We start from the raw sequence: 24,687 nt of genomic DNA on the forward strand, positions 1-24,687 counted from the left end.
GTGCACGACGTTATGGTGGGCGGGAAATCCCCTGCTCACCTCGCTAGTGGTCCACGTTTGCGCCGCTGTAATGCCATCTTTCGCATTCGAAAATTGAGCTGCCTCACCATTGCCGCCATCCTGACGCCGCAACACCAATGCCATCGATACAGCGAGAGAGAAGAGTTATGACGAGACATGCACTGATCGCCCACCCCGTCCGCACACCCATCGGGAAGTTCGGTGGTGCAATGCGACCGCTTGAAGCCGAGCAGCTTGCCGTGCGGGTGATTCAGGCGGTACTGGAGCGTTCCGAAATCGCGGCGGAGACGATCGATGAGGTCATCGTCTCGCAGAGCTATGCGTCTAGCGAGGCCCCATGTATGGGGCGCTACGCGGCGTTGTCCGCAGGGCTGCCGGTTGAGGTGCCTGGCTATTCACTTGATCGGCGTTGCGGATCTGGCCTGCAAGCGCTCGCCAATGCGGCAATGAGCGTCCAGACCGGACAAGCAGACGCGGTGCTGGTCGTCGGCGTCGAGAGCATGAGCAATATCGAGTACTACAGCACCGACATGCGCTGGGGCAGCCGCAGCGGTAATGTCGCCTTCTACGACAGGCTTGACCGTGGTCGTGAGCGCTCTCAGCCGCAGGCCCGCTTCGGACGCATCTCCGGCATGCCCGAAACGGCAGAAAACCTCGCGCGCGAGTATGGGGTGACGCGAGCGGACGCAGACGCCTTTGCCTTGCGCAGCCATCGTCTGGCCGCCGCGGCATGGGAAGCGGGACGCTTTTCGTCAGAAGTTCTAAGCATCAAGGTGCCGCAGCAGCGTGGGGAGCCGCTGCTGGTCGATCGGGACGAAGGGGTTCGTGCTGACACCACGATGGAGAGCCTCGCTGCATTGCGCCCGTTGCTGCCTGGTGGCGTTACTACTGCTGGAAACGCCAGCCAGCAAAATGACGCAGCGGCCGGCTGTCTTGTGGTCTCGGAGTCTTACGCCGAACGACATGGCCTCGCGCCAATGGCGCGCTTTGCTGGCTGGGCTTCGGCCGGTTGCGAGCCTGCTCGTATGGGCATCGGTCCTGTCCCGGCTGTGTCGAAACTTCTCGGACGCCAAGGCATGGCCCTCGCCGATATTGATCTCATCGAACTCAATGAAGCCTTTGCGGCCCAGGCGCTCGCTGTATTGAGGGAATGGCATATCGACGGCGACTCACGCGTCAACGTAAATGGCTCTGGGATTTCGCTGGGGCATCCAGTCGGCGCCACGGGGTTGCGAATCATGACGACCCTGTTGCATGAGATGCAGCGACGGGAGGCGAAGTACGGCTTGGAGACGATGTGCATCGGCGGCGGACAAGGCATAGCAGCGTTGTTCGAACGGATCTAGCGGACGAAGCGAGGAAAGGAATGAGTACCGATATTGCTGTCCCTGCTGTGATGGGCGCGAATTGTCCAGCTGCAGAGAAAATGGATTGGTTGGAAGTGAACGGCGTCAGCCTCCGCTATTCAAGGCACGCAGGGGCGGGACCGCTGTTGGTCCTGATCCATGAGATGGGTGGAACGCTGGAGTCCTGGGATGCTGTGTGTAAGTCTCTCGGCGAGAGCGTCAATTGGTTGCGCTACGACACGCGCGGCGCGGGCGGCTCGGAGAAGTTGAATGGCTCTGTGGCGCTCGACGATCACGTGGACGACCTTCACGCGTTGCTGGAGGCGCTTGACGAACGACGCCCTTTGATTCTCGTGGGCGTCGCGGTGGGCGCTGCGATTGCACTACGCTTTGCGGCACGCAACGCGGATCGTGTCGTGCGTGTTGTCGGCTTGGCGCCGGCCTGCGGTGTCATTCCCGCGAAGCAGGCTAGCACTCTGGCGCTGGCAGCTCGGCTTCGTGAGTACGGTATGCGTACGGCATATCCGGCCCTGTTTGAGCTTGGCTGGCCATCGAATTTCGCTGGCGAGGGCGCACAAAATTTGCTGCAGCGCACGCGATATTTGCGCCGTAGCCTAGCCAATGATGCTTCCAGCTTTGCATACGTGCTCGAAATGCTTGCTGGAACCGACTTGGCAGGAGATCTTGCGGAGCTGTCTACTGAAGTGACGCTGATTGCCGGGTATCACGATGCGTTGCGCCCGCCTGGGGATATTGCCAAATTGGCGGCGCTCGGAAGGAGTATCGCGTTCGGTACGGTGGCCTCGGGACATTTCATGCCGGTGCAGAGTCCCGGATTAGTGAGCACGCTCCTGCGCCATCGTGCGCTCGGTGGCGCACCGCTGGCACAGGTGCTGGCAGCATTAGGTTAACACTTGGATTGAGTGTTGAAGATCAAGGAATTAGGAGACAAGGAAATGATGCATTCAAGAATGGTTGGGGACGTTAAGGTTACGCAGATCCTCGAATACAGTGGTCCGACCCACGATCCGGCCTTCCTTTTTCCTGACCTATCAGCCGACTCTCTAGAGTCGGCGCGCGCTACGATGGCACCGCACCATTGGGTGCCGCACATGAACAAGCTGATTGTTACCATCCAACTCTGGGTGGTGCATGCCGGATCCGAGATTATCGTTGTCGACACCGGAGTCGGCAATTTCAAACCGCGGCCAGGCATCCCACGCATGCACATGCTCAACACTTTAGTGCGCGAATGGCTAACCGCGGCGGGAGCGGCGCCGGACAAGGTCACGCACGTGGTATTGACCCACCTGCACGCGGATCACGTTGGTTGGAATACTTCCTGGCAAGACGATCGCTGGGTGCCGACATTCCCCAATGCAACGTACCACCTGCCAAAACAGGACTTCTTGTTCTGTAAGGAGGGGCGCAATCGGGAGTCCGGGGTGATTGACGTTTTCGGCGATTCGTTTTTCGACAGCGTGTTACCCATCGTTGACGAGGGGTTGGCCCAAATGATCGATGGGCCGGAGGAGATCGCCGGTGTGCTCAGCGTCGAAGCTGCACCAGGACACAGTCCCGGCCAAGTGGCATTGCGCGTGCGTTCGCGCGGCGAAGAGGCAATATTCTGCGGCGATATTCTCCATAGTCCGTTGCAGATTGTGTACCCGGAGATCAATTCCGGCTATTGCATCTGGGCGGACAAAGCGAGGGAGACGCGCTGGAGTTTCCTGGAGCGCGCGGCCCAGCGGGAGGCGCTGGTACTGCCAGTGCATTTTGGCGCACCTTATTGCGGCTATGTCCGGCGGGAAGGGGAACGCTTTCGGTTTGAGCCGGCGACGTGGTAAGTTTGGGCGGTTTCCCGCTTTCCAATTCAGGAGGTCGTGGGCGGCGCATGCCGAGCGCGGCCTCTTACGGAGCAAGGCGCACCCGTGGCAAACATGTACTTCGACATCACTGACTTTCGGCTTTTCGTCAATGTGGCCGACACGTCCAGCCTCACCCGCGGAGCGGAGCGAACGTTCCTGTCAGTGCCCGCGGCAAGCAACCGTATTAAGCATCTCGAAGAGCGGTTGCAGTTGCGGTTACTTGACCGCTCCCCCCAGCGAGTGGTCTTGACCGAGGCGGGTCGTGCCTATCTGAACGGGGCACGCCACGTCCTATCTCAGCTCGATGTGCTCAGTGCCGAGTTGCAGCAATTCTCTAATGGACTCAGTGGGCAGCTGCGGTTGCAAGCGAACACTACTGCAGTCACGGAGTATTTGCCGCCGGTCCTTGGGCGCTTCTTGAAAGTTTTTACAGACGTGCATGTGGACATGCGCGAGCGCATGAGCGATGAGATCGTACGCAACGTGCGAGAGGGAATGGCCGAAATCGGCGTGATCTCGGGCAGCGTCATCACAGACGGCGTGGAAAGTGTGCCGTTTGTGTCGAGCCAACTCATGCTGATCACGCCACCGGACCACCCGCTATTGTCGCGTGAGCACGTCTACTTCAAAGATACTTTGGACTACCCGTTCGTTGCGCTGATGGAGGGGGCGGCGTCCAACGGCTTCTATGCGAGAGCGGCTGCCGCATTGAACAAACAGATTACCATCCGTGTCCAGGTCGCCGGGACGGACGCGATCGTGCGCATGGTCGAAGCAGGTGCCGGTATCGCGCTGGTGCCGAAGGCCTGCATCGCGCGGTTAACCGCGCATATTTCCATTGGGGTGCGCGACCTCAGCGACCCATGGTCGATTCGTGAGTTCCGCGTATGCGCCCGCGAGTTCGCAGAACTGTCACCGATCGCGCGCGAATTCGCCACGATGCTCGTGGACGAATACCGTCAGACACCAAACGGTGCACCGGCGAATTTCTAGCGGAAGTCGCTCCCAAACAGAACAGCCCTATAGGAGGCAAGGTTGTCGTACCAAAATTCCAGTACGATCGGGAAAAGTGAGTCCAATGTTCCGGACGAAGTAATGTTACGCCTGCAGCGGCTGGCAGATGAGCTCGAAATTACGCAGTTGCGTGGTCGCTACTGCGACTTGCTTGACTCGCGGCGGTGGGAGTCTTTCGTTGGACTATTTACTGAGGATGGGGTGTTTGAAGGGATAGACCGTGCAGTAGGCCGTGAGGAGATTCACCGCTTCTTTTCAGAGGACGTGCCGGCATTAGCAGAGGGCTTTTGGCATTTCTGTACCAATGGCACTGTGTCGATCGACGGAGATATTGCAACGGGACGGATATCGATGCTGTATCTGTCGGTCAGCAGCGGAAAGTCCTATGTATCTGCAGGACATTACGACGATGTGTTAGTTCGTACGCCGCAAGGCTGGCGATTTCACTCCCGAAAGATCAGCTTCTACTTTTATAGTGAGTTGAAAGACGGCTTTAGTGGAAAACCGCCAATGCCGTTGCTGGACAGAGCTGGCCCGTAGTATCTGCGGTTCCGAGAGACAAGCGCGGTGCGTGCAGGCAGTGGATGAGCGCCAGCAATCCGCGCGTGCGAGCGGGCCGCTCCCTCGAGCAATGGATGATTCGCCGCCTCTGCCAAGACCCTGGGAGGTGGTCGGGCAAGGGAGCGAGGACATTCCGGTCTCCGGCAGATTCAGAGGACTCCTCCCGGAGACTGCATCCCTCAGAAATGAAAGGGTGGGGTCAACTCTGATTACCCCGGAGATCTTCAACCGCGCGGATCGCCAGAGCCGTTCGCCGTAGCCCCACAGATCACAGCGGTGGCGGCCACCGAGATCGTCGAGTGGCGGTATTCCTCGGAGCGACGATGGATGTTGGTGATATGCACTTCCACCACCGGCCTGCGGATAAGCTTTACGGCATCGAGTACTGGAATCCGTCCGAACGAGAAGCCCGCCCCAGCGCGTGTAACGCCCGAGCCTGCGATCGCGTACGACGTTGATACCGATCGGCCAAGGCGTGGATGTTCTCGGCAAACGTACGACGAGGGCAGTTGGCGTTCATACACTTGAAGCGACGTACCTCAATGGCGAGAACGACCCGCTGCACGAAAATTGGACGTTCTTCCAGCTTGCGCACATAGTGGCCGTGGAGTCGGTGACTCCAACTATGGCAGGCCGGGCACGGTGCCCTGGGAACTGTACTGCGGGCTTCGACAGTAATGGTCTCCCCTTGCACTTCGCTAGAGACGAAGCGCTTCCCCACACGGGCGAGAATACGTTTGATCCCACCGAGAACTTGCCTCATGGTAACAATCAACGTAGACCAATTGGCCGGAAATCAAGGCCTTGACTCGGCGTCACACAAAGTGCGGAAGACCCATCTTTACTACAGTTCACGACAGCCAGTCCCATCGGGCCAGCATCACCGAATTTGCACTGGCCATCGAACCGCATAAACCTCGACATGCTCGCGGAAAGTTGGCGCGCCTAACGAAATCGCCTCCCCAACATTTGCACGCTCTCCTTCACGGGAGCCTTGGACCGCCCTTCACGCAGGATTGTAGCTTGCATAACACAATTATCCGCGCCGGGGCAGTTGCCTTGTGTTCCGAGGATGGCAGCTTTTCGCTGCTTCCGTTCTGAATGATCGATCTTCCGCCGCTGCTGATCTCTGCCGCCTGCTTCATAGAGTACCTGGACTGCGGAATGCCCATACTCCCCGTCCTCGCTCGAATGGCCCCGTGCCCTTGCTCGAGTCGCCTCGCTATGAAAAAAGTTACTTGCATAAGTGGATGTAATTGGCTACGCTGCGTCCAATAAATATGAATTCACGGGCCGTCGGCGCCAACGTTGGCGGTTGCATCGCGGGATTTCAGTGAAGGAGACAAAGATGAACAAAAGTGCTGTATTGGCCTCGTTTATGGCGCTGTGTGTCAGCGGCGGTAACGTACTTGCTCAGTCCAAGATATCGGACGACGTTGTGCGGATTGGTGTGTTGACTGATATGTCAGGCCAGTTTTCTCACGAGTCGGGAGAGGGCTCGGTGACGGCCGTAAAGATGGCGGTGCAGGATTTCGGCGGAAAGGTCCTTGGGAAGCCGATTGAGGTCATCGTTGCCGACCACCAGAACAAGCCAGACGTTGCCGCTACCCGTGCGCGCGAATGGTTTGACACACGTGGCGTGGACATGGTGACGAACCTCATCAATTCCGCCGTGGCACTGTCCGTTGTGAACGTTGCGAGAGAGAAGAATCGCATTGCAATCGTGAACGGCTCTGGCTCATCCCGCCTGACCGGCGACGGATGTACCCCAAATAGCATTCACTATGCATATGACACCTATGCTCTTGCCACCGGCACTGCAAAAGCGCTAATCGGGCAGAAGCTCGATTCCTGGTACTTCCTCACCGCTGATTATGCTTTCGGCCATTCACTTGAGGCGGATGCGGTTCAGGTGGTCAAGGCTGCTGGTGGGAACGTTGTCGGCTCGCTTCGCTATCCCGTTGACGCGAGCGATCACTCGTCATTCCTTCTCCAGGCGCAGGCTTCCAAGGCGAAGGTGGTTGCCATGGCAGGTTCCGGCAAGGGCTTCGTCAATGCGATGAAGGCAGCTTCAGAGTTTGGTTTGACACAAGGTAAGCAAACCATTGCCGGTCTGCTGGTATGGGATACCGACATCCACGCGCTTGGCTTGAAGGAGGCACAGGGGCTCGTCCTCACAACGGCGTTCTACTGGGACCGCGATGACGCGACGCGCGCATGGTCGAAGCGATTTAACGAAAAGATGAAGCGCATGCCTCATATGGGAGACGCTGGCGATTACTCATCGACCATGCACTACCTCAAGGCGGTGCAAGCAGCAGGTACTGACGAGGCCGGCGCTGTGATGACAAAGATGAGAGAGATGCCAATCAATGACTTCTTCGCGACCAACGGTCACATCCGCGCCGACGGAAGAATGGTGCACGACATGTACGTTTATAAGGTGAAGAAACCCAGCGAGTCCAAGTACGCTTGGGACTATATGACGTTACTGAAGACCATCCCCGCTGACCAAGCCTTCCGCCCACTTGCCGAGAGCAAGTGCCCGCTAGTCCGGAAGTAACCACCTCTCAATAACTTTCTCCTCGGCGGCAGGCCTGCCGCTGCGGAGAAAGACGCTGAATGCATTGCGCATTCTGGCGGGGCGAGGCGCACCTTCAAACATGACGAATTGCGATGTCATCCTCCATCCTGGTAGTTCGAAACCTAAGCAAATCCTTCAAAGGATTTACCGCTGTCAATGACGTCAGCTTCTCCGTGCAGCGCGGTTCGATTCACGCATTGATTGGACCCAACGGAGCAGGGAAGACCACGTGCTTCAATCTGCTCACAAAATTTCTGGAGCCCTCTGCGGGAACCATTCACTTCAACGACATTGACATCACCCACGAGGCTCCCGCCAGAGTCGCCCGCCGGGGTGTCATCCGGTCTTTCCAAATATCTGCAGTTTTTCCTCACCTTACTGTGTTGGAGAACGTACGTGTGGGGCTGCAGCGCAGGTTAGGTACCGCGTTTCAGTTCTGGCGATCGGACAAATCACTCAAGATGCTCGATAACGCAGCGATGGAGTTACTAGATGAAGTGGGGCTTGCAGAAATGGCCGACACGATAACTGTCAACCTTGCATACGGACGTAAGCGCGCACTTGAGATTGCCACGACGCTCGCCATGGAGCCGCAATTGATGCTGCTGGATGAGCCGACCCAGGGAATGGGGCATGAAGACGTCGACCGAGTCGCGCGGCTCATCAAGAAGGTCTCGACCGGGCGTACGGTCCTGATGGTCGAGCATAACATGAACGTTGTTTCGTCCATTGCGGACAGGATTACGGTGCTGCAGCGGGGAGCAATTCTGGCTGAGGGTGCATATGCGGACGTTTCGAGCGATCCACGGGTAATTGAAGCCTACATGGGTTCGACCGAGGCCGACTTGGGGGGGGCGCACTAATCATGGCCGCTACAACACCAAAATCCAGTGGTACGGGTGGTTCGCCTGTGCTGGAAATCCGAGACCTGCATGCCTGGTACGGCGAATCCCACATCCTCCATGGCGTAGACCTGACAGTTCGCTCTGGCGAGGTGGTGACGCTACTCGGTCGCAATGGAGCGGGCCGTACCACGACGCTTCGCGCCATCATGGGGATGACCGGTGCCCGTCGCGGTTCGATTAAGGTCAACGGCACCGAAACCATACACTTTCCGACGCACAAGATTGCCCATTGTGGTATTGGCTACTGCCCCGAAGAGCGCGGCATCTTTGCCAGTCTTTCTTGTGAGGAGAACCTGCTGCTGCCACCGCAACTGAAGACCGCCGGGACTGGCATGGGGGAGGACGAGATATACGAGATGTTCCCCAACCTAAAGGAGCGTCGGCAGAGTCAGGGCACACGTTTGTCCGGTGGGGAGCAGCAAATGCTGGCGGTGGGGCGCATCTTGCGAACCGGTGCGAATCTGCTGCTGCTTGATGAAATTTCCGAAGGCCTGGCGCCAGTCATTGTACAAGCGCTCGCACGCATGATTCTGATGCTCAAGAAGAAAGGTTACACCGTCGTCATGGTCGAGCAGAACTTCCGGTTTGCAGCACCACTGGCTGACCGGTTCTATGTGATGGAGCACGGCGGCATCGTCGAGCATTTTGAATCGAAGGAACTTGAACAGAAATTGCCGAAGCTCCATGAGCTGCTTGGCGTGTAAGGAGTTGTCGTGCCTGAAATTTTTGGAATTCCGTTGCCCGCCATCCTGTCGCAGTTGCTGTTGGGGTTCGTGAACGGCGCCTTCTACGCCATGCTCAGCCTGGGCCTGGCGGTTATTTTTGGCCTGCTAAACGTAATCAACTTTGCGCATGGTGCCTTGTTCATGCTGGGCGCGGTGTTGGCTTGGATGGGCATGCAGTATGCCGGACTAAGCTATTGGGTGATGCTGCTGTTGGCACCGCTCATCGTGGCTGCCATCGGCGTAGCTATTGAGCGGTCGATGCTTCGCTGGATATACAAGCTCGATCACATCTACGGTCTACTCCTGACACTGGGCATTACGCTGGTCATCGAGGGCATCTTTCGGTCCGCATACGGGGTGTCCGGGCTCCCGTACTCAACGCCTGACCTATTGACCGGTGCCACTGACATCGGCTTCATGATTCTGCCGAACTACCGCGCCTGGGTCGTTGGTGCGTCCATCAGCGTATGTCTGGCGACTTGGTTCGTCATTGAACGCACAAAGCTGGGCGCATACCTGCGGGCCGGCACGGAGAACCCGAAGATTGTCGAGTCCTTTGGTGTGAATGTTCCACGCATGATTACTCTGACCTATGCCTGTGGTGTTGCTTTAGCTGCGCTTGCCGGTGTCATGGCGGCGCCTGTCGTCCAAGTGTCGCCGCTAATGGGGCAGAACCTCATCATCGTTGTGTTTGCTGTGGTGGTCATTGGCGGTATGGGCTCAATTCTTGGCTCAATCATCACCGGGCTTGGGCTTGGGGTAGTTGAGGGAATTACCAAGGTCATCTATCCGGAGGCGTCCTCCACGGTCGTGTTTTTCATTATGGTCGTTGTGCTGCTGCTGCGCCCGGCTGGGCTTTTCGGGAGGGATAAGTGATGAATGGTCAGTCCGTAGTTGGTGCGAACGCAGAACATCAGGGCTCGCCATGGCTCTTTGGTGCGAGGCTGCCGGCCGTGCTTTACGCGGGGCTCTTGGGGGCACTGCTGGTGGCCCCGTGGATCGGCGCTTACCCTGTGTTCTTGCTGAAAGTTCTGTGCTTTGCGCTGTTCGCATGTGCCTTCAATCTATTGATTGGATACACGGGATTGCTTTCGTTTGGGCATGCGGCCTTCTTCGGTGCCGCCGGATATGTTGGCGGCTACGCTATGAAGGCCTGGGGTGTCACACCGGAACTCGGCTTACTCATCGGCCTTGCTGCTGGCGCGGGACTTGGCTACGTCGTTGGCTCGCTCGCAATTCGTCGCCAGGGCATCTACTTCGCCATGATTACGCTGGCACTTGCACAGATGCTATTTTTCTTCTTCCTGCAGACTCCGTTTACAGGTGGCGAGGATGGCTTGCAGGGTATTCCTCGTGGAAAGCTCTTCGGTCTGCTACCGCTATCCGACGACACGACCCTCTACTACGTCGGACTAGTGATCATCGTCGCGGCGTTTGCATTGATTGCACGCATTGTGCATTCGCCATTTGGGCAAATCCTTCGGGCGATTAAGGAAAACGAACCGCGCACCATCTCACTAGGCTACGACACCGCACGCTTCAAACTTGTCGCCTTCGTTCTATCTGCTGCGCTCTCCGGACTCGCGGGTGCCCTCAAGGCGTTAGTACTTGGCTTCGAAACCCTGACTGATGTCCACTGGTCGATGTCTGGCACGGTCATCTTGATGACGCTCGTGGGCGGTCTCGGAACCATGGCAGGACCAATCGTTGGCGCGTTTGTAATCGTTGCACTCGAGAACAAGCTTGGCGACATTGGCGACTTCCTGGCTAGTGCCACTGGCATAGCCTGGTTCGGCTCCCTCGGCGAATCTGTTTCCATGGTGATCGGCGTGGTCTTCGTTGTCTGTGTGCTGACGTTCCGCAGAGGCATCGTTGGTGAGGTGGACGGTTGGTGGAAGACGTTCGCCAGTCGGCCGCCGAGGTAAGAATTCAGCTTCTTCCGGGGGAACTCCTCCGGAATCGCAACACCCGAGGTTGCGAACTGATCGCAGACGTCTGACCACGAGGACGTTTTTTAGTCGGGGTTTTGCTGCCGCCAGGATGTTTCTGGCGGCGCTTTTTTCGTTCGTACCGTCCGGCGCAGTCTGGACGCCTAGCGCCCGAATAAATGTGATGTAATCGTCATATTACGGTTGGGCTACGCACGGCTGAGCGACGCGTACGGCTCTTTTAGAAGGGAGGCGCTTGCCCCAGTAACGCAAGTGGCTTTTCAGTCCACACCACCCTTTCGTCCCCAAATTCTCCTTGCATCACGCTCTGAATAGTCTAATAATGCAAGTGACAAACGTACTTGAATCTCGCCATGAAGAACTTCGAATTTCACAATACCCGGTCAATGGTTGTCGAACGTGGCGGCGCGGCGAAGCTGCACGAGCGCGTTGCCGCAATGGGCTGCCGCAGTGCGCTCATCGTCACTGATGCCGGCTTGCTCGCTACGGGAATCCTCGAAAGTACTCTCGCGGGATTTGCTCAGCATGGTTTGCGCGCCACGGTCTTTTCGGATGTCCAGGCGGATCCGCCGGAAGCTGTGATTCAGTCCGCCGTGGCTGCCGCTCGTGCTTGCTTTGCCGACTGCGTGGTGGGCGTTGGTGGGGGAAGTTCGATGGATGCGGCCAAGTTGGCTGCCTTGCTGGCTTGTAGTGATGAGCGGCTTGATGAGATTTACGGGGTCAATCAAGTGAAGGGGCCGCGCCTGCCGCTCATTCTCGTTCCAACGACCGCTGGAACGGGCTCAGAAGTTACTCCCATCTCCATCGTTACGACGGGTGTGGGGGAAAAGAAGGGGGTGGTTTCCCCGGTTCTGCTGCCTGATGTGGCGCTGCTCGATGCTGAATTGACGTTGGGACTTCCCTCGCATATCACAGCCGCAACCGGCATCGATGCGATGGTCCATGCGGTGGAAGCGTTCACCAGCAAGCGGTTGAAGAATCCGATTTCCGATTGTCTTGCACGGGAGGCGCTTCGTCTGCTCTCCGGTTCCATCTATCGTGCATGCGCCGAGGGTTCTGACCTGGCGGCACGAGAGAACATGCTAATCGGCGCCTGTCTAGCGGGCATGGCGTTCGCGAATGCTCCGGTAGCCGCGGTGCACGCTCTGGCCTACCCGATTGGTGCAAGGTTTCATGTGCCACACGGCTTGTCGAACGCGCTCGTTCTGGCACCAGTTATGCGATTCAATCTGCATGATGCCGCAAGCTCATACGCAGAGCTTGCTTCCATCGTAGTGCCTGGCGTAATGGGCGATGATCAGCAAAAGGCTTTAGCGCTCGCCCACTACCTTGGACGGCTAAGCGGTGATTTGGGGCTGCCCACACGTTTACGCGACGTTGGGATTTCCGCTTCAGATATTCCTGCCCTTGCAGAGGACGCGATGAAGCAAACGCGATTGCTTGTCAATAATCCGCGTGAAGTCACTTTGAATGACGCGGCGGCCATTTACGAGGAGGCACTGTGAGCGATAAGGCTGTCCCAACTCGCCGCGGCGCGTATCGGTACTTCTGCGCCTTTCCCACACGCTGGGGTGACAACGATTCATACGGGCATGTCAACAACGTTGTCTATTACGCCTTCTTCGACAGCGCGGTCAATAAGCACCTCATTGAGCACGGCGTTCTTGACATCGCAAAGAGCGAAGTAATCGGCTTGGTCATCGAGACTCGCTGCACCTTCTTTTCTTCGATGGGCTTCCCAGACATTGTCAATGTAGCCCTGAAGGTCGTGCACCTGGGAAAGAGCAGTGTTCGATATGAGATCGCATTGTTCCGCAACGATTCTGAAGAGTGCTCAGCTCTCGGGCAGTTCGTTCATGTCTACGTAGATCGTGCCACGAACCGGCCAGTTGCGATTCCCGACACAGTGCGGGTGGTACTCCAGTCACTGGCCGATTGATTGCATCAGATAGAACAGGTGTTAGGAGGGACAACAGATGGAAATGGTGGGTGAAGCCCGGCTCGAAGCGTCGCGTCAGTTGGTCTGGGATGCGTTGAACGACCCGCAGGTCTTGCAGGCGAGCATTCCTGGATGTGAAACACTGGAGAGGACTGCCGAAAATGAGTTTACCGCGACGGTGGTTTCGAAGGTCGGCCCAATCAAAGCGCGCTTTGCCGGCAAGGTGTCTTTGTCGAACATCAGTCCGCCCAAGAGCTATACGTTGACCGGAGAAGGGTCTGGCGGAGCTGCGGGTTTCGCGAAGGCGGACATTGAAGTTTCGCTGGACGCTCTTGAGCCTACGGTCACGCTTCTGCGATATGGCGTCAAGGCCAATGTCGGTGGCAAGCTGGCCCAGCTTGGTTCGCGGATGATTGACGCCGCAGCGCGAAAGTCGGCCGACGATTTCTTCGAACTGTTCGGCCAGCAAGTGAATGAGCGCGCCAAGAGCGCGTCGACTGCAACGAATGGTGTGACATTCGACATTCGGGCGCTGGCGGGCAACGTTCCCGAAGAAGCTGTTGTCGCGCCGACTGAAGTTGCTGGTCGCCAGACCACCACACACGCCACATTCGTCGAGCCGGTCGAGCAAGGTCAGACGGCACGTACTGACAAGGCTGCAGCCAAATCGCAAACGGAGTCGACTGCGCCGACCCCCGGCATTGCAACGCAGGCTGAGGTCATGGATGTCCTGATAAGCGAGATGGTCAAGGTTTGGATTTCCGACCAAATCGCTGTGGTCACCCTGAACCGTCGGAAAAGCCGCAATGCCATGACGTATGCAATGTGGCTTGCAATTCCCGCAATCATGAGCGCTTTGGATCGAAATCCGGATGTGCGGGCGGTGCTACTTACCGGGGCGGAGCAGGATTTCTGCGCGGGAGCAGACATCCCAGAGTTTGAAAAGGTGCGCGCGGACATCGCGCAGGCGACCGCTTATGAGGTTGCCGTAGATGCATGCTGCGACGCGATTGCAAAGCTTTCTAAGCCAACGATTGCAGTACTCCGCGGGTATTGCTTGGGAGGCGGGGCTCATCTCGCGATGTCGTGCGATTTCCGATTTGCTGCCGCGGACGCCATGTTCGGCATCCCGGCTGCGCGACTGTCAATCATCTATGGTGTGAGGGGAACGCGCAAGCTTCTCTCACTGGTCGGCCTGTCGGAAGCCAAGAGGATTCTTTTTGGTGCGCAACGATTCGACGCCGAGACGGCGCACCGCATTGGCTTCGTAGACCAAGTTGCGGGAATGAAGGCCGAGAACCCAAGCCTATCCATCTGGGAACGGCTACTGGGTGCCAAAGCTCGCCAAGCCCCAGGGGACCCGATGGCTGAGGCCCGGGCGTTTGCTACCTCCCTCGCCGGGAATGCTCCGCTTAGCATTGCAGGGGCAAAGTATTTGCTCAACGGCATGGCGATGGGCACCGGAAGCTTGGATTTAGCGCGCGCTGAGGCGCTGATTGCCGCTGCGGCTGGCAGCGACGATTATCGTGAAGGGCGCGAAGCATTTGCGGTTCGGCGAGAGCCAAAGTTCCAGGGCCGCTGAGGAGAGTAGACATGAAACCCGCTCCCTTCGACTATTGCGCTCCGGACTCAGTTGAGGAAGCACTGGACATTCTTGCCACCCACGGTGGGGATGCCAAGGTGATGGCCGGCGGGCAAAGTCTGACGCCCATGCTGAACTTTCGCGTGGTGCGACCGAACCTCATTGTCGATATCAGCAGGCTGATTGAACTCGACTATGTGCGGAGTAGCGGTCAAGGCGGACTGACGGTCGGCGCGCTCACGCGTCATCGGGAACTGGAAACGTCCTCGTTAGTTGCTAGCCGGTTTCCGGTGATTCCCGAGACGATGGTGAACGTGGCGCATCTCGCGATAAGGAATCGCGGGACCATCGGCGGCAGTCTGTCCCATGCCGACCCGGCTGCCGAACTTCCGATGCTCACTCGACTGCTCGACGCAGAGATTGTGGTGCGCTCCACGCGCGGTGAAAGGGTGATTGCGTCCGAAGATTTCTTCGTCGCCCCTCTTACTAGTGCACTGGAAGATGACGAGATAGTCGTCCGTGTGGATCTTCCGGGCTTGCCGACTGGCATGGGCTGGTGTTTTCAAGAGTTCGCACGCCGCGCCGGTGATTTTGCGCTCGCTGCCGTCGGAGTGTTACTCGATGTTCGCGACGGGATCATCCACGAAGCCAGGGTGGCGATGATGGGGGTGGGAGATACGCCCTTGCGGCGTCCGGAGGCTGAGGCCGTGCTTACGGGGAGTGCGCTATCAGATGCTGTCGTTGCCGAGGCGGTACAGGCAGCGTGTGTCTCCCTTGAGCCGAATGTTGACCTGCATGCTTCGCCCGAATTTCGCCGTCATCTGGCTGGCGTGCTAATGGAGCGTGTACTGCGAAAGGCGTGGCAGCGTTCTGCAGGAGTGAAAGCATGAGCGAATCAAAAATTCCCCTGAAGCCTGTTTGGATGGTGGTCAATGGCGAGGTTTGCGAGCGAGAGGTCGAACCACGGCTGCTGTTGTCGGACTTTTTGCGTCACACCCTAGGACTGACAGGTACCCATGTTGGGTGTGAGCACGGCGTTTGCGGAGCCTGCACTGTAATCGTCGATGGTGACAGTGTCCGGTCCTGTCTGATGCTGGCCGTGCGGGCAAACGGCTGCGACGTCAAGACGGTTGAAAGCATGGGGAGCATCGACGCACTTAGCCCGCTTCAGGAAGCTTTCCGGGAGCAGCACGGTCTGCAGTGTGGCTTCTGTACTCCAGGAATGCTCGCGACCTGCTCGGACGCTCTTCAAAAGTACCCACTGGAAACCGACGAGGAGATTCGCGATGTCCTGTCGGGAAACCTGTGCCGCTGTACCGGCTATCAGGGAATCGTGAACGCGGTTCGCGTATGCGTGGCGAGCCGAGATGCTCTGCGTGACGCGGCAGCCGACTCCAAGAAGGTGTGAAGGAATCTACTCCCATGAAGATGCATATTTTGAGTGGCGGCCGGTTGCGCATGCGCAAGAGCGTATATCTGCCCGAGGCAGATCGGAGCGAAACCATTGACCTTCCCGTTTCCTGCGTTCTGCTGCGGCACAGTCAAGGAAATGTCCTTTTCGACACCGGTTGCCACCCCAGCACGGTCGAGGACAGCGTTGGTCGCTGGGGCACAATGGCAAAGGCCATGACGCCCATCGGAGGACCGCAGGAGAACGTTGTTTCGGAACTCGCCAATGTCGGGCTGGTTCCAGAAGATATCGACGTTGTGGTCAACTCGCATTTTCATTCGGACCATTGCGGCTGCAACGAGTTCTTCAAGCGTGCAACGATCTTCTGTCATCAGGAAGAGCTACGTGCAGCGCAGAGTAGCGACGCTGTCCAAAAAGGATATATCCCCGCCGACTGGCAGCATCCAATGCCTGTCGTTGCAATCGATAGAGAGCGCGACTTCTTTGGCGATGGCAAGCTCACGCTACTGCCTCTCCCGGGTCATACACCCGGCACACTTGGTGCGGTAGTCAACCTGGCGCGCGATGGCAGCTTCCTGATGGCGGCTGACGCAGTTGCTCTGCGTGAAAACCTCGAGCGCGAAATCATGCCGCGCAATACGTGGGATCCGGATAAGGCGATGGGTTCTCTTCGCGAAATCCAGCGACTCGCACGTGCCGGGACGAAGGTTTTGTTTGGCCATGACGCCCGTCAATGGGAGGAAGTCCGAAAAGGACTTGATGCGTATGAGTAACCGAGGCAGCCGCTTGGACCAGTCGGATGCACCTGATGTCGATGTCGACGCGCAGGTCGGGCGAAAGCTGGTCGGACAACCTGTACGTCGCGTCGAAGATGCCAGACTGCTGACGGGCTTGGGTCGGTATGTCGATGATCGCCCCGCCGGACACGCTCTTCATATGGCCATTGTGCGCAGCGACCAGCCGCACGCGCGTGTCGTCGACGTCCGCGCAGATGCGGCTCGCGCCATGCCTGGAGTGTTTGGAGTCTACACGTGGTCCGATATCGCAGGTCTGATTAAGCCTGCGATCGCCACTTCGCGAATGAGCGGCTACCAGCCGACTCCAATTCATGCATTGGCTAATGGCGTCGTGCATTTTGTTGGCGAACCCGTCGTGGCAATCCTGGCGCGGTCTCGTTATGAAGCGGAAGATGCCATGGATGGCGTTGAGGTCATCTATGAAGCGCTTCCGATTGCAACAGACGCCGAAACGGCTGCACAGCCAGAAGCTCCGATTCTCCATGAAGGCTTTGAAAGCAATGTCCTCGTAGAACGCGCCTTTGTGCGCGGCGAAGTCGACAAGGCATTCGCTGACGCTCCTTTGGTCGTCTCGGGAAAGTTCCGCTTTCATCGCAAGACCTCCGCAGCGATGGAGCCTCGTTGCTACATGGCAGAGGTCGATTCAGGCCGAGATTCGTTGACGTTATATACGTCAAGTCAGGTACCGGGCATCGTACGAGACGCAATCGCCGACTTGCTCGATATGCCAGGGAATCGCCTGACCGTCATCGCACCGGACGTTGGTGGCGGATTCGGTGGGAAGACCTCGCTTTATCAGGAAGAGATGCTGGTCTGCACGTTGGCGCGGAAAGTCGGTCGCACGGTCAAGTGGACAGGTGACCGGCTTGAGGACCTGCTTTCGACAAGCCAGGCTTTCGATGAGCGTGTTGAAGGGGAGCTGGCTCTTTCGGCGGACGGAGAAGTCCTCGGTTTGCGCGCAAATGTCATCGGAGATGTAGGCGCGTACTCGATTTACCCTTGGACCGCTGGCATTGAACCGGTCCAGGTTATCAGCTTCCTTCCGGGGCCCTATCGCGTGCCTTGCTACCACGGACACGTCCGTGGCGTGGCAACACCAAAATCGCCCACTGGGCCGTACCGTGGCGTTGGCCGACCGACTTCTACGTTTGCCATGGAACGGCTGATGGACATGGCCGCCAAGCGGCTGGGTATGGACCCGACCGAGCTGAGGCGCCGCAATCTGGTGCAGCCGGACCAGTTTCCTTACAAGACTGCGGTCGGCATCGTATGGGACCAATCGGCGTTCACCGAGGGCCTGGAAGCAGCCAAGGAGCGGTTTGAGTACTCAAAGGCCAGGTTGGAGCAGGCCGAAGCCCGTGCGGAAGGTCGTTGGGTTGGCATTGGGGTGGCCTGCTACGCCGAACTCTCTGGCATTGGGTCTCGAATCTCTGCTTCACCGGGCATGCCGATTAACACAGGGACGGACACCTGTGTCATCCAGCTCGACTCAACAGGCGCCATTACGGCGTCCTTCGGCTGCGCATCTCATGGGCAGGGGCATGAGACCACCTTGGCGCAGGTGCTGGCCGACGAACTTGGGGCAAGGCTCGAGGACCTTCGCGTTGTGACCGGAAACAGCGCCGCGGTACCACATAGTACAGGCAGCTTTGCAAGCCGAACGGCGGTGATTAGCAGTGGCGCCGGCATGTTGGCAGCCAGAGAACTGCGCCAGCGCATGCTACGGGTCACAGGATATCTGTTGAATGTCACTGCCGACGAGCTCGAGATTGTCGACAGCGTTATCCGCGTCCGATTGGGCGATGGCAAATTGACCTTTCCGGAACTGGCGCGCGCGTTGTATTCGCAGATGGGCCGTGTTCCGCCGGAGGTGCGCGAGGAAATGTGCGTAAGCCGCGCCTACGACCCAGTGGTAGGTACGACGAGTTCGGCGACGCATATAGTGCAAGTCGAAGTCGACCCTCAAACCTACGCTGTTCATATTCAGCGATATGTCATTGCAGAAGACTGCGGCCGCATCATCAACCCGTTGATTGTCACCGGACAGACCCGTGGAGCTCTTGCGCAGGGAGTAGGTGCGGCACTCCTTGAGGAAGTCGTCTACGACAGCGACGGCCAGCTCCTAACCGCAAGTTTCGTTGATTACCTCTTACCTTCTGCGCCAGAGGTGCCAGAGCTCGAGATGGTCCACCTTAATACCGAGGCTCCGAACACGCTGGGTGGCTTCCGTGGCATGGGGGAGGGCGGAACCATCGGGTCGCCGGCGGCCATTGCGAACGCGATCGCTGACGCCCTGTCACCGCTTGGTATCGAAATTGTAGAACTACCCGCTACACCGGAGCGGCTATTTCAGCTGGTCCGCCAATCTAAGCTTGAATCTATGGAGGAGTTTGGGAATGGAATTCGCACTTGAAGGGAAGGTTGCGCTGGTCACGGGCGGCGCACGGGATGTCGGCCGCGAGATTGCCTTGGGACTGGCAGCTGAGGGTGCCAGTGTCGTCGTGAACTATCACGGATCGAAGGCAGGCGCTGAAGCAGTAGTTGCAGAGATTGAGGGGCGCGGTGGCCGAGCACTGGCGATCCGGTGCGATATTTCCGATCGTGTGCAAGTGGACGCCATGGTCGCTCAGACGGTGGAGACCTTTGGGGGTCTCAATATTCTTGTCAACAACGCGGGACTCGTTATCCGGAAGCGCTTTGTCGAGACCACCCCGGAAGAATGGCGTAAGCAAATCGACGTTTGCTTGTATGGGACTTTGAATTGCACGCATGCAGCCCTTCCCCATCTGGAAGCCCAAAAGGGAAGCGGTCGCATTATCAGCATCATGGGCGACTCCTCGCGGGTTGGTGAGTCCGGTCTGGCAATCGGCGCGGCGGCACGTGCGGCAAACATCGCGCTGATGAAGTCCGTAGCGCGTGAGACTCGCTCCGGCACCACGGCAAACTCGATTGCCCTGGGCCTTATCGAGACCGCCCACGACCCAGAGTTCATTGAGGCGAACCGAGAAAAACTTACGCGGTTTTATCCTCTGCGTCGACTTGGTCAACCGGCGGATGTGGCGCCCATGGTCGTATTGCTCGCATCCGCCCGGGGTAGTTGGGTGACGGGCCAAGTGATCAGTGTGAGTGGCGGCTTCAGCATGGTCTGAGCGAAAGGTGGCGGCCTCCCGGTCACGCGCTGGGATGGCTGCCGCAGCTATGGGGAGACAAACATGATTCATACGGATTTGATTGTTCCGGTGTCGGAACTGTTGGCGCGGCACGCGAAGCAACGGGCCGAGAAGGTGGCGTTCCAGGATGCCGGAAAATCGGTGACGTATGCAGAACTGAATGCAGCCACTGCGAATCTCGCCGCTCACCTTGAGCGGCTTGGCGTTGCGCAGGGGGACCGCGTCGCAATCCTTCTGCCTAACTCGGTCAACTGGGTGATTAGCCTGCTCGCCATCTGTCGTGCCGGTGCAGTAGCGGTGCCCATTAGCATTGACGCCACAGATGCCGAGATTGCATATCGGCTCACGGATGCACAATGCGTCTTGACTATCACCATGTCGAGTAAGCTCGGTCAACTGGAGAACGTGCACCGTGAACTGCCTATCCGACCACTTATGGTGGTCGTGCAAAGCGGTGATGCACCACTGGCCGAGCACTCCTTCGATGAACTGACGCAGGAAGGAATTGGGGCATCGCCGCGCGACCCGGGGGATATCGACGCACCGGCATTCGTGATTTATACGTCTGGAACCACAGGCAAGGCCAAGGGCGTACTTCTGACCACGCGCAGCATGCTGTGGGTTGTCGGCGCTTGCTGGGTGCCGATAGCCGGACTGAATGAGAATGACAAAGTGCTGTCGTTCCTTCCGCTCTTCCACTCATACGCGCTCAATTTGAGCGTTCTGGCTGTCCTTGCAGTGGGTGCCACTGAGTACGTTGGAGGAAAGTACTCGACCGCAGAGACGTTACGTCTTCTGCAGACAGGGGAGTACACGGTGCTCCCTGGCGTTCCAACGATGTTTCATTATCTCCTGGAGGGAACGCGGGATATGCAGTCTCTACAGTTCCCAAGCCTCCGTGTTTGCCTGTCCGCAGGTGCCATCTTGCCCGCCGCAGTGAATGAGCAGTTTGAGTCTCGCTTCGGCGTGCACTTGCTTGACGGATACGGTATCACCGAGACCTCAACGATGGTCACCATGAACTGGAATTCCGGGACGCGGGTAATGGGGTCATGCGGACTCCCCATACCGGGCGTAGAGACTCGCATCGTTGACCCCACAGACGGAAGCGATGTGGATGTTGGAAAGGAGGGCGAACTCATCGTACGGGGGCCCAATGTCATGAAAGGCTATCTGAACAAGCCGGAAGAAACAGCAGCCGCATTGAAGAACGGCTGGTATCACACCGGAGATTTGGCCAAACATGACTCAGCTGGCTATCTGACCATCACGGGACGACTCAAGGAGGTCATTATTCGCGGAGGTCAAAACATCGCACCGGCTGAGGTCGAAGAGGCAGTGATGGCGTTTTCGGGTGTGGCCGACTGCGCAGTCGTGGGCGTACCGCATACATTGCTCGGGGAAGTGCCAGTCGCATTCGTGGTTGTGCGGGCTGGTGAATGCATCGATATCGAGGACCTGCTGAAACACTGCGCCAATCGGCTATCGGCATACAAGCTACCGCAGACCGTTCAGATTGTCGAAGACATTCCGCGCACCGGTTCCGGCAAGATTATGCGCTTCAAGTTGCGCGAACTAGTCGTCGCATCGGCCGCATAACGCCCGTACATTTTTGTCCGCCGCCGGGTTCGTCCGGCGACTACTGGAGTCATGAATGCAACAAACTGCCTTGGGCACCTTGCTCGGCCTGAAAGATGCGGCACTCTTCCGACAACAAGGCTATGTCAACGGCGAATGGGTGGACGCCGATGATGGTGCGGTGCTTTCCGTGGACAATCCGGCCACCAATGAGACTATCGGGACGGTGCCGCGGATGGGGAAGGCCGAAACGCGGCGAGCCATTGAAGGTGCGAATCGAGCGTTGAAGCCGTGGTCTAAGATGACAGCCAAGGCTCGGTCGCAGATTCTGCGACGTTGGTATGAACTCATGCTTGTGCATCAGGAGGACCTCGCACTCCTGATGACTTTGGAGCAGGGGAAGCCCTTGGTGGAAAGTCGTGGCGAGATTGCATATGCAGCTAGCTTCCTGGAGTGGTTCGCCGAGGAGGCGAAGCGGGTATATGGCGATACCATCCCTGGACACCAACCCGACAAGCGCATTGTTGTCATCAAGCAGCCCATCGGGGTCTGCGCGGCAATCACGCCCTGGAATTTCCCGGCCGCAATGATTACACGCAAGGTTGGTCCCGCCCTGGCAGCGGGTTGCACCATGGTGCTAAAGCCCGCCAGTCAGACACCGTATTCGGCGCTCGCCCTCTGTGTGCTTGCCGAGCGGGCGGGCGTGCCGGCTGGGGTGTTCTCGTGTGTGACCGGTTCAGCGACTGCTATCGGGGGAGAGCTCACCGAAAATCCGATTGTCCGAAAGCTGTCTTTTACCGGTTCGACCGAGATCGGCAAGGTACTCCTGACGCAGTGTGCGGCAACGGTGAAGAAGGCTTCGATGGAACTTGGCGGCAACGCACCCTTCATTGTGTTCGACGATGCGGACATTGAGGCTGCAGTAAAGGGGGCCTTGACATCCAAGTTCCGTAACGCTGGTCAGACCTGTGTTTGTGCAAACCGCCTGCTCGTTCAAGATGGCATCTATGACCGCTTTGTAGCGCGTCTGGCCGAGGAGGTGAGCCGCATGGAGGTTGGCGACGGACGACGGGCGGGAACAGTTATTGGCCCTCTGATCGACGCGGCTGCAGTGGCAAAGGCGGCAGAGCATGTCGCGGACGCCGTTGAGCGCGGAGCAGAGTTGATAGTGGGCGGAAGGCGTGACCCCGCTGGCGCTAACTTTTTCACGCCGACTGTTCTGGCGAACGCCAAACGTGAGATGCGCATCTTCTCGGAAGAGACGTTTGGTCCGGTAGCGCCGGTGTTTCGCTTCAAGACCGAGGAGGAGGCTATCGAGATGGCGAATGACACGCCGTTTGGACTCGCCTCCTATTTCTATGGTCGGGACATCGGTCGAGTGTGGCGTGTTGCCGAAGCGCTGGAGTATGGGATTGTCGGCGTGAACGAAGGGCTCATCTCGACAGAGGTTGCGCCGTTCGGTGGTGTTAAGGAGAGCGGGCTTGGGCGTGAAGGCTCCAAGTACGGCATTGAGGATTACCTCGAGGTGAAGTACGTTTGCATGGGCGGAATCGTCTGAGTGGCTAGCCAAGCGGGCAGGTCTTTACCTGCCCGCGTCTGGTATTTGGGGCCGTGGCATGGGCTGCTATGGAGGGCCTGGTATGGCAATCTATGAGTTCAACGGTGTGGCGCCTCGAGTCCACCCGACCGCATTCATTCATCCACTCGCTTGCCTCATCGGCCAGGTTGTCGTCGAGGCGTACTGCTTCATTGCGCCATTTGCCTCGCTGAGAGGCGATTTCGGGCTAATCAAGGTAGGTGAGGGGAGCAATATCCAGGATTCCTGTACGCTACATGTCAAGCATGGGGAAGTGTGCGAACTTGGCGGGAACTCCCACGTCGGCCATGGTGCAATAGTTCATGGTGCATATCTTGAACCAGATTGCCTGATTGGCATGAATGCTGTCGTCATGGACGACGTGCGTATCGGTGAGAAGTCGATAGTTGCTGCTTCGGCGTTCTTGAAGGCGGGTCTCGTGGTGCCGCCTAGGTCATTGGTGGCGGGGCTACCTGCGGCAGTGGTTCGCGAACTGACAGATGCGGAGATCGCGCAGAAGCTCGCGGCGACGGGGCGTTATCAAGAATTGGCGGTGGATTGTCACCACTCACTACGGAGTGTTGTGTGACGGTTCATGGTCTCTGAGTGTGAGGAGACGTCAGAGTGCTGGAGGTCCGTAGGGAGCGTCCGAATGTGTGGCGCGAAGAGCGAGAATGGTCCAGGCGGCGAGCGCCTTGGGAATGGCTGCGCAAGTCCGGTTCCTTGACCGCACACCTGCGCCAGCTGGGTGACGTCCAAGTCGATGTTCTGTACGAACATCTCATAGTTGTCGGACCTCACGCAAGTACCATTGGTCGCCAACGTTCAACTGCGATGTGGACTCGCGATGTCACGTTGCGCGTTGAAGGACGACCTGCAATTGTGGCGAGAACCTTGGTAGAAGCTGCAGATAGTGACGCAGCATGGCGAGCTATCAAAGGTCTCCAGGACAAGCCATTGGCAACGATCCTATACGACGACGCAGCGGTGCGTCGCTCGCCATTCGAGTATTGTCTGTTGGGCCCGGAGCACCGGCTGTATCGCCTAGCACGCCGCGTTGAACCAATCACCGGGCACCAGCGGTTGTGGGCGCGACGATCGGTGTTCGAACGTCGTGGCGCGCGCCTTGCAGTGGCCGAGTGCTTTCTACCGTGGCTGTACAGGCCATAGTCTTACCAGGCCTCAGTGGCCAAATCCTGAGATTCGGGACCCCCTCGGCGCTGCCCGATCTTGGCTAATCAGATGCCACCGTAGTGGGGGGCGGAGCTGCTTCAGCGACTGCTTACATCATTGGCTTGCCGTTGATTTCGGCGTACTCAATGCCGCAGACGTCCCGAATCTTCCAAGCTGCTCCGTCCGGGACGTCCAACACATGGAACTGTACGTCCGGCCCCCCGGCGTCCAGACCAAGCTTCTCGACCACTGCAATGAGGTCTGAATCGGCCCTGTCAAGTTCTCGTAGGCAGTGAGGCCGAAAGCTTCGCACCCCTCCTTCCAACAATTTCTCCGTCCATTGCGTGGGGAGTTGTTGTTGCATCCGGAGTGCGGAATACAGCTCAAACGCCCGCGCACTTAGCGAAAAATCGCCATCACCTGCGTTCAGAACAATCTTCACAGTGCAACTCCCTTTTGACAGGAACCAGGAACCTGGGGCGCTAACG

At 58.1% G+C, this 24,687-nt stretch carries 23 protein-coding genes and 1 pseudogene; 22 read left to right on the forward strand and 2 right to left on the reverse strand.

Annotated features, from left to right (window positions below; translation table 11 throughout):
• Positions 1-167 precede the first annotated feature (167 nt).
• The 5 genes from KHO41_RS21760 to KHO41_RS21780 all read left to right on the forward strand — a co-directional run bounded on the left by KHO41_RS21760 (position 168) and on the right by KHO41_RS21780 (position 4,789).
• Entirely contained in the window at positions 168-1,367 is a 1,200-nt protein-coding gene (locus KHO41_RS21760; protein ID WP_211955353.1) for an acetyl-CoA C-acetyltransferase, read from the forward strand.
• A 20-nt stretch (positions 1,368-1,387) separates the two neighbouring features.
• Entirely contained in the window at positions 1,388-2,278 is an 891-nt protein-coding gene (locus tag KHO41_RS21765; protein WP_211955354.1) for an alpha/beta fold hydrolase, read from the forward strand.
• Positions 2,279-2,293: 15 nt separating this feature from the next.
• A complete protein-coding gene (locus tag KHO41_RS21770; protein ID WP_244873947.1) occupies positions 2,294-3,214 on the forward strand; it encodes an MBL fold metallo-hydrolase in 921 nt (306 codons plus the stop codon).
• A gap of 93 nt (positions 3,215-3,307) precedes the next feature.
• On the forward strand, positions 3,308-4,228 hold the full coding sequence (locus KHO41_RS21775) for a LysR family transcriptional regulator (RefSeq protein WP_211955355.1): 921 nt from the start codon (positions 3,308-3,310) through the stop codon (positions 4,226-4,228).
• A 102-nt stretch (positions 4,229-4,330) separates the two neighbouring features.
• Positions 4,331-4,789: a nuclear transport factor 2 family protein gene (locus tag KHO41_RS21780; RefSeq protein ID WP_211955356.1), complete on the forward strand. Its 459-nt coding sequence runs from the start codon at positions 4,331-4,333 to the stop codon at positions 4,787-4,789.
• 220 nt (positions 4,790-5,009) lie between these two features.
• On the opposite strand, the pseudogene KHO41_RS21785 reads toward KHO41_RS21780, so the two are convergent.
• Positions 5,010-5,223 (reverse strand): annotated as a pseudogene (locus tag KHO41_RS21785) (type II 3-dehydroquinate dehydratase); the annotation flags it as partial.
• A 935-nt stretch (positions 5,224-6,158) separates the two neighbouring features.
• Here KHO41_RS21785 and KHO41_RS21795 point away from each other — a divergent pair.
• The 17 genes from KHO41_RS21795 to KHO41_RS41915 all read left to right on the forward strand — a co-directional run bounded on the left by KHO41_RS21795 (position 6,159) and on the right by KHO41_RS41915 (position 24,196).
• On the forward strand, positions 6,159-7,373 hold the full coding sequence (locus tag KHO41_RS21795; RefSeq protein ID WP_211955357.1) for an ABC transporter substrate-binding protein: 1,215 nt from the start codon (positions 6,159-6,161) through the stop codon (positions 7,371-7,373).
• A gap of 107 nt (positions 7,374-7,480) precedes the next feature.
• Positions 7,481-8,257 (forward strand): ABC transporter ATP-binding protein, encoded by a 777-nt coding sequence (locus KHO41_RS21800; protein ID WP_244873957.1) that lies wholly within the window; start codon positions 7,481-7,483, stop codon positions 8,255-8,257.
• 2 nt (positions 8,258-8,259) lie between these two features.
• Positions 8,260-9,003, forward strand: coding sequence for an ABC transporter ATP-binding protein (locus KHO41_RS21805; protein ID WP_211955359.1), 744 nt, complete (start codon positions 8,260-8,262; stop codon positions 9,001-9,003).
• A gap of 9 nt (positions 9,004-9,012) precedes the next feature.
• Positions 9,013-9,900 carry a branched-chain amino acid ABC transporter permease gene (locus tag KHO41_RS21810; RefSeq protein ID WP_280519710.1) on the forward strand — a complete coding sequence of 296 codons (888 nt, stop codon included), beginning with the start codon at positions 9,013-9,015 and terminating at the stop codon, positions 9,898-9,900.
• Positions 9,900-10,949 carry a branched-chain amino acid ABC transporter permease gene (locus tag KHO41_RS21815; protein ID WP_211955360.1) on the forward strand — a complete coding sequence of 350 codons (1,050 nt, stop codon included), beginning with the start codon at positions 9,900-9,902 and terminating at the stop codon, positions 10,947-10,949. Before KHO41_RS21810 ends, KHO41_RS21815 begins: the two co-directional genes overlap by 1 nt.
• 377 nt (positions 10,950-11,326) lie before the next feature.
• Positions 11,327-12,478, forward strand: coding sequence for an iron-containing alcohol dehydrogenase (locus KHO41_RS21820; RefSeq protein WP_211955361.1), 1,152 nt, complete (start codon positions 11,327-11,329; stop codon positions 12,476-12,478).
• Positions 12,475-12,912, forward strand: coding sequence for an acyl-CoA thioesterase (locus KHO41_RS21825; protein WP_211955362.1), 438 nt, complete (start codon positions 12,475-12,477; stop codon positions 12,910-12,912). The genes KHO41_RS21820 and KHO41_RS21825 overlap by 4 nt, the downstream gene beginning before the upstream one ends.
• Before the next feature lie 37 nt (positions 12,913-12,949).
• Positions 12,950-14,494: an enoyl-CoA hydratase-related protein gene (locus KHO41_RS21830; protein ID WP_211955363.1), complete on the forward strand. Its 1,545-nt coding sequence runs from the start codon at positions 12,950-12,952 to the stop codon at positions 14,492-14,494.
• 11 nt (positions 14,495-14,505) lie between these two features.
• Positions 14,506-15,384, forward strand: a complete 879-nt coding sequence (locus KHO41_RS21835; RefSeq protein ID WP_211955364.1) for an FAD binding domain-containing protein — start codon at positions 14,506-14,508, stop codon at positions 15,382-15,384.
• On the forward strand, positions 15,381-15,902 hold the full coding sequence (locus KHO41_RS21840) for a (2Fe-2S)-binding protein (protein WP_211955365.1): 522 nt from the start codon (positions 15,381-15,383) through the stop codon (positions 15,900-15,902). Before KHO41_RS21835 ends, KHO41_RS21840 begins: the two co-directional genes overlap by 4 nt.
• Positions 15,903-15,916: 14 nt before the next feature.
• Positions 15,917-16,678 (forward strand): N-acyl homoserine lactonase family protein, encoded by a 762-nt coding sequence (locus KHO41_RS21845; protein WP_211955366.1) that lies wholly within the window; start codon positions 15,917-15,919, stop codon positions 16,676-16,678.
• Between the two features lie 13 nt (positions 16,679-16,691).
• Complete coding sequence (locus KHO41_RS21850; RefSeq protein ID WP_244873949.1) at positions 16,692-19,115, forward strand: xanthine dehydrogenase family protein molybdopterin-binding subunit; 2,424 nt, start codon at positions 16,692-16,694, stop codon at positions 19,113-19,115.
• Positions 19,099-19,851, forward strand: a complete 753-nt coding sequence (locus tag KHO41_RS21855; protein WP_211955367.1) for an SDR family NAD(P)-dependent oxidoreductase — start codon at positions 19,099-19,101, stop codon at positions 19,849-19,851. The genes KHO41_RS21850 and KHO41_RS21855 overlap by 17 nt, the downstream gene beginning before the upstream one ends.
• A gap of 63 nt (positions 19,852-19,914) precedes the next feature.
• On the forward strand, positions 19,915-21,471 hold the full coding sequence (locus KHO41_RS21860; protein WP_211955368.1) for a class I adenylate-forming enzyme family protein: 1,557 nt from the start codon (positions 19,915-19,917) through the stop codon (positions 21,469-21,471).
• 55 nt (positions 21,472-21,526) lie between these two features.
• A complete protein-coding gene (gene gabD, locus KHO41_RS21865; RefSeq protein ID WP_211955369.1) occupies positions 21,527-23,008 on the forward strand; it encodes an NADP-dependent succinate-semialdehyde dehydrogenase in 1,482 nt (493 codons plus the stop codon).
• An 82-nt stretch (positions 23,009-23,090) separates the two neighbouring features.
• The gene (locus KHO41_RS21870) at positions 23,091-23,615 is read left to right on the forward strand and encodes a gamma carbonic anhydrase family protein (RefSeq protein ID WP_211955370.1); all 525 of its coding nucleotides are present in this window, start codon (positions 23,091-23,093) and stop codon (positions 23,613-23,615) included.
• A 65-nt stretch (positions 23,616-23,680) separates the two neighbouring features.
• Complete coding sequence (locus KHO41_RS41915; RefSeq protein WP_407065384.1) at positions 23,681-24,196, forward strand: chorismate--pyruvate lyase family protein; 516 nt, start codon at positions 23,681-23,683, stop codon at positions 24,194-24,196.
• 112 nt (positions 24,197-24,308) lie between these two features.
• On the opposite strand, the gene KHO41_RS21880 is transcribed toward KHO41_RS41915, so the two are convergent.
• Entirely contained in the window at positions 24,309-24,641 is a 333-nt protein-coding gene (locus KHO41_RS21880; protein WP_211955372.1) for a hypothetical protein, read from the reverse strand.
• Positions 24,642-24,687: the final 46 nt, after the last annotated feature.

The organism is Cupriavidus numazuensis (assembly GCF_905397435.1).
Classification (GTDB): domain Bacteria; phylum Pseudomonadota; class Gammaproteobacteria; order Burkholderiales; family Burkholderiaceae; genus Cupriavidus; species Cupriavidus numazuensis.